Raw genomic sequence first — 5,263 nt, forward strand, 5'->3', positions numbered from 1 at the left:
GAACGGGGGAGGGCTGACGCCATGGTCGCGGTGCCTTTCCTGGCCGGAGGGGGGTCGTCGTCAGGAGACGTCAGGACGTCCGGGCATCAGGACATCCAACGTCCCATGTACCGTTCACGCAGTGTCTCGTCTTGCGCCGGACCTGACAAGGCTCGGGAAAGTGACGGCGCGTCAGCCGGTCGCCTGGCGCGGCAGTTCGAGTCCGCCACCGGCGGGGGAGCCGCAGAACTCCCGGACGGCGCTGGTGCGCGCCACGATCCTGCCCCGGTGGATCACCAGCCTGCTGTACGCCTGGGACAGCACGCCCGCGACCGAGTCCCCGCGCACCGCGAGCAGTTCAGCCGGGAAGCCGGCCTCCACGCGCACCTCGGGCAGCCCGAGCGCCGAGCGCGCGCGCCCGCTCACCGCGGCGTACGCCTCCAGCGGCTCGCACTCCCCGCGCGAGGCCAGCAGGAACGCCGCCTCCAGCGGGTCGCCGCGGCCCACCGGGTTCCCCGCGTCGCGCAGCGCGCCGCCGCCCGCCGCCACCGCCACGCCCGCCGCCGTCAGCATCCGGACCGGGGTGGCGCCGCGCGCCCGGTGACCGAGGCCGCAGCCGCCCTGCGGCAGGCAGACCACGGTCACGCCCGCGGCGGCGAGCCGGTCGGCGCAGCGGGCCGCGAGGGAGGCGGGCATCCTGGCCAGGCCCGTGCACGGGCCGAGCGAGACGCCCGAGCGGCAGGCTCCGGCGGCGGAGGCCAGCCGGGCCAGCCGCGCCGGCTCCTCGGCCTCCGTGTGCAGGTCGATCGGGCAGCCGTGCTCGTCGGCGGCGCCCAGCAGGATGTCCAGGTAGCCGCCCGGGTCGGGGTCCAGGTCCGGGCAGCCGCCCAGCGCGCCGGCGCCCATCTTGGCCGCGTCGCGCAGCATCGCGCGGTTGTCCGCCCCGGCGCGTCCCGTGAGCAGCCTCGGCGTGGCCACGGTGGTCAGCTCCGCGAGGCCGCGCAGCGCCCGCCCGGTGGCCAGCGCCGCCTCCAGATCGGCCAGGCCCCGGGTGTCCCCCACGCGGATGTGGGTGCGCTGCGCGGTGGCGCCGTGGCTCAGCTGGATCAGGGCTGCCTCGGTGATCCGGCGGCGCAGGTCGTCGCGGCTGTCCGGGGGAGGCCCCGGCGCCGCGCCGGTCAGCGCCGTGTCGTGGTGGGCGTGCGGCTCGGCGGGGGAGGGGAGCAGCAGATATCCGGCGAGATCCACCGGCGATCCACCGGGGCCGCCCGCACCGCGCGGCGCGAGGCTTCCCGGGGTGCCGACGGCCTCGATCCGGCCGCCGTTCAGCCGGACGTCGACGGTCCGGCCGTCGGCGAGGCGGGGTCCGCTGAGTACGAGACGCTCTGGCATCGGAAGGAGCGTAAGGGGCATGCGAGGTGGGGGCGGGGAAGAAGGGAATAGTCGTACCGGTGTGGCCGGACCGGGGGCCGGGTAGCCGGTTGCCGCCGCCCATATCGGATTTCGCCTTGGGCGCCTCAGCGTGTAATCTCTTGAGCGCTCGCCCCAATAGCTCAGTCGGCAGAGCGTCTCCATGGTAAGGAGAAGGTCAACGGTTCGATTCCGTTTTGGGGCTCTGAGGTGTGAGGTCTCCGCCGTGGTGTGGAGGTCACCCACCTCATGGCGGCGTAGCTCAGTCGGTAGAGCAAACGGCTCATAATCGTTGTGTCACCGGTTCAAGTCCGGTCGCCGCTACGCACAGTAGCCGATTGCGGGGTCGGTCCTCGAATCGGCTACTCTTTCTGTGATCGATCAGTGTTCGACCCCGTCCATCCGTCAAGGAGCACTCACGTGGCTGCCACCGACGTCCGCCCGAAGATCACGCTGGCCTGCGTTGAGTGCAAGGAGCGGAACTACATCACCAGGAAGAACCGCCGGAACGACCCGGACCGTCTGGAGATGAAGAAGTACTGCCCGCGCTGCAACAAGCACACGGCCCACCGCGAGACGCGCTGACCGCGTCGCGACGGCGTTCGTTCGACCCGTTCCACCCGTCAGGCCGCTCCCCCGTACGAGGGAGCGGCCTGCTGCATACCGTGCCCGGGATCGCGCCGAGGACGAGGCGCGCCGAGGATGAAGAGGGAAGTCGCCGATGGCCCTGGACCAGTCCTTCGCCGGGCGGAGTTACCCGCCCACGCCCCCCTACGAGGTGGGCCGCGAAAAGATCCGCGAATTCGCCGAGGCCATCGGGGACCCGCACCCGGCCTACACCGATCCGGAGGCGGCCAAGCGGCTCGGCCACCCGGACGTGATCGCGCCGCCGACGTTCGTCTTCTCGATCACCTACCGCGCGGCGGGCGAGGTCGTCCAGGACCCGGCCCTCGGACTCGACTACAGCCGGGTGGTCCACGGCGATCAGAAGTTCGTCTATACGCGTCCGGTGCGCGCCGGGGACCGGCTCTCGGTCACCTCCACCATCGACTCGGTGCGCTCCATGGCGGGGAACGAGATCATGGACATCCGCGGCGAGGTGCACGACGAGACGGGCGAGCACGTGGTGACCGCCTTCACCAAGCTCGTCGCCCGCAAGAAGGAGGACGAGGCTCCGTGACCTCGCAGATCGCCTACGCCGACGTCGAGGCGGGCACCGAGCTGCCCCCCGCCGCGTTCCCCGTCGTCCGCGAGACGCTGGTCCGCTACGCGGGCGCCTCCGGCGACTTCAACCCGATCCACTGGAACGAGCGGTTCGCCAGGGAGGTCGGGCTGCCGGACGTCATCGCGCACGGCATGTTCACCATGGCCGAGGTGGTCCGGGTGGTGACCGACTGGACCGGCGACCCGGGCGCGCTGGTCGAGTACGGGGTGCGTTTCACCAAGCCCGTCGTCGTGCCGGACGACGGCACCGGCGCGCTGATCGAGGTCACCGGCAAGGTGGCCGCCAAGCTGGACGACGAGGCTCGCACGGTCCGCGTGGACCTGACCGCGCACAGCGCCGGCCGGAAGGTCCTGGGCGTGGCCCGCGCGGTCGTCCGCCTGGCCTGAGCGCGTGGTGCGCACCGGACTTGACGTAGTTAGTGATTGAGCACTAACTTCGCTGCCATGGCCAAGGAGAGCAGCCGGATGTCGGCGGAGGAGCGGCGCGAGAGCGTTGTCCGCGCCGCCATCGCCGAGTTCGCCCGCGGGGGGTACGTGGGCACCTCGACGGCCGCCATCGCCCGCCGTGTGGGCGTCTCGCAGCCCTATCTCTTCCGGCTCTTCCCCGACAAGCGGGAGATCTTCCTCGCCGCGGCCGAGCGCTGCACCGAGGAGATCCGCCGCGTGTTCGAGGGGGCGGCGGAGGGGCTGGAGGCGGACGAGGCCCGGCATGCGATGGGTGACGCCTATCTGGAGCTCGTCGCCGACCGCGACAAGCTGATGTTCCAGCTCCAGATGTATGTCTCGGTGCAGATCGCCGAGGCGGCGGGGGACACGGACTTCGGCGACCGGATCAGGGCGGCCTGGGTCCGTCTGTGGGAGTCCACCCGTCTGATGCTGGGCACGGACGACGACGAGATGGGCAGCTTCTTCGGCAGCGGCATGCTCATCAACGTCCTGCTGGCCATGGACTTCCCGCAGGACCACCCCGTCTGGCACGCCTGTCCGGGCATGAACGACGACTGCTGACCCCTTTCCTCGCTTCCCTCGCTTCCCTCGCTTCCCTCGCTTCCCCCTTTCCGTGTCGCTCTCCGTGCCCCCTTGCGCACCCGAAAGTTATTGACCGATCACTACCTGGCTCGACTCCGTCACCGCACCTCCCGGAGGGGGACATGTCCCATACCGCACCGCCCGAGCGCCGCTCCCAGCGCGCACTCGTCGCCTGGACCCTCGTCGTCACGGGGGCCGCCACCTTCATGGCGTCGCTGGACAACCTGGTGGTCACCACCGCGCTGCCCGTCATCCGCGACGACCTGGGCGGCGACCTCGCCGACCTGGAGTGGATCGTCAACGGCTACACCCTCCCGTTCGCCTGCCTCCTGCTGCTCGGCGCGGCGCTCGGTGACCGGTTCGGGCGCCGCCGGGTCTTCGGCGCCGGCGTGGTGCTGTTCACCGTGGCCTCCGCGGGCGCGGCGCTCGCCGGCTCGACCGGCGCGCTGATCGCCGCCAGGGCGGTCCAGGGCGCGGGTGCCGCGATCCTGCTGCCGCTGAGCCTCACCCTGATCTCGGCCGCGGTCCCGCCGGAGCGGCGCGGCGCCGCGTTCGGCATCTGGGGCGCGGTCAACGGCCTCGCCGTCGCCAGCGGCCCCCTCGTGGGCGGCGCGATCACCGAACACATAGCCTGGCAGTGGATCTTCTGGCTGAACATCCCGATCGGCCTCGCCGTCCTGCCCCTGGTCCGCCTCCGCCTCACCGAGAGCCGCGGCCCCAACAACCGCCTCGACCTCGTCGGCACCGTCCTGGCCAGCACCGGCCTGTTCGGCATCGTCCTCTCGATCGTCCGCGGCCACGAGCACGGCTGGACCTCGGGACAGGTCCTCGCCGGGTTCGTCCTCGGCGCCCTGCTGCTGGTCGGGTTCGTCCGCTGGGAACTGCGCACGCCCAACCCGATGCTGCCGATGCGCTTCTTCCGGTCCAGGACGTTCACCGCGGTCAACGTGGCCAGCCTGCTCATGTACGCGGGCATGTTCGGCTCGATCTTCCTGCTGACCCAGTTCCTCCAGCTGATCCAGGGCTACTCGCCGCTGGAGGCCGGGCTGCGCATGCTGCCGTGGACCGCGATGCCGATGATCGTGGCACCGATCGCGGGCGCCATGACCGACCGCATCGGGGGGCGGCCGATCGTCGCCACGGGCATCGGGCTGATGGCGGTGGGCCTCGGCTGGCTCGCGCTGCTCGCCGACCCGGACGTGACCTACGCCAGCCAGGTCCCGGCGTTCGTGGTGGCCGGGATCGGCATGGCGATGTTCTTCGCGCCGACGGGGGCGATGGTGATGGACGCCGTGCCGGCGGCCGAGGAGGGGATCGCCTCGGGCGTGAACAACGCGCTCCGCGAGGTGGGCGGCGCCCTCGGCGTCGCGGTACTGGCCTCGGTCTTCGCCTCCCAGGGCGGCTACGAGACGCCCCAGCGATTCACGGACGGCCTGGTCCCGGCACTGTGGCTCGGCGTGACGGCCCTGGTGGCGGCGACGGCGGCGGTCCTGCTCGCGGCGGGGCGGCGCAGCCCGGCCCCCGCCCCCCGAGCAGTCCCCGCGGGCCCCCCCCGCCCGGGCCCCGCGGAGGGGGCCCCCCCCGCCCCGCCGGCGCTTCTTATTCACCACTTCCACAGGCG

The 5,263-nt window shown here is 72.2% G+C and carries 6 protein-coding genes and 2 tRNA genes; 7 read left to right on the forward strand and 1 reads right to left on the reverse strand.

All coding sequences use genetic code 11. The features are described 5' to 3' along the window. Positions 1–171 precede the first annotated feature (171 nt). A complete protein-coding gene (locus ADY01_RS32270; RefSeq protein ID WP_049580289.1) occupies positions 172–1,392 on the reverse strand; it encodes an amidohydrolase family protein in 1,221 nt (406 codons plus the stop codon). 129 nt (positions 1,393–1,521) lie between these two features. On the opposite strand from ADY01_RS32270, the gene ADY01_RS32275 reads away from it, so the two are divergent. The 7 genes from ADY01_RS32275 to ADY01_RS32305 all read left to right on the forward strand — a co-directional run. After that, positions 1,522–1,594 (forward strand) — tRNA-Thr (locus ADY01_RS32275). A gap of 46 nt (positions 1,595–1,640) precedes the next feature. Then, a tRNA-Met gene (locus ADY01_RS32280) sits at positions 1,641–1,713 on the forward strand. A gap of 96 nt (positions 1,714–1,809) precedes the next feature. Then, positions 1,810–1,974, forward strand: coding sequence for a 50S ribosomal protein L33 (rpmG, locus tag ADY01_RS32285; protein WP_049580290.1), 165 nt, complete (start codon positions 1,810–1,812; stop codon positions 1,972–1,974). Positions 1,975–2,110: 136 nt separating this feature from the next. Continuing rightward, positions 2,111–2,569, forward strand: a complete 459-nt coding sequence (locus tag ADY01_RS32290; RefSeq protein ID WP_049580291.1) for a MaoC family dehydratase N-terminal domain-containing protein — start codon at positions 2,111–2,113, stop codon at positions 2,567–2,569. Continuing rightward, a complete protein-coding gene (locus ADY01_RS32295; protein ID WP_049580292.1) occupies positions 2,566–3,000 on the forward strand; it encodes a MaoC family dehydratase in 435 nt (144 codons plus the stop codon). The genes ADY01_RS32290 and ADY01_RS32295 overlap by 4 nt, the downstream gene beginning before the upstream one ends. 57 nt (positions 3,001–3,057) lie before the next feature. Then, positions 3,058–3,621 (forward strand): TetR/AcrR family transcriptional regulator, encoded by a 564-nt coding sequence (locus ADY01_RS32300; protein ID WP_234320500.1) that lies wholly within the window; start codon positions 3,058–3,060, stop codon positions 3,619–3,621. Between the two features lie 143 nt (positions 3,622–3,764). Continuing rightward, positions 3,765–5,263, forward strand: a 1,499-nt coding sequence (locus tag ADY01_RS32305; protein WP_078900796.1) for a DHA2 family efflux MFS transporter permease subunit, incomplete at its 3' end; no start/stop codon positions are given.

Source organism: Streptomyces sp. SBT349 (assembly GCF_001083795.1).
Lineage (GTDB): Bacteria > Actinomycetota > Actinomycetes > Streptomycetales > Streptomycetaceae > Streptomyces.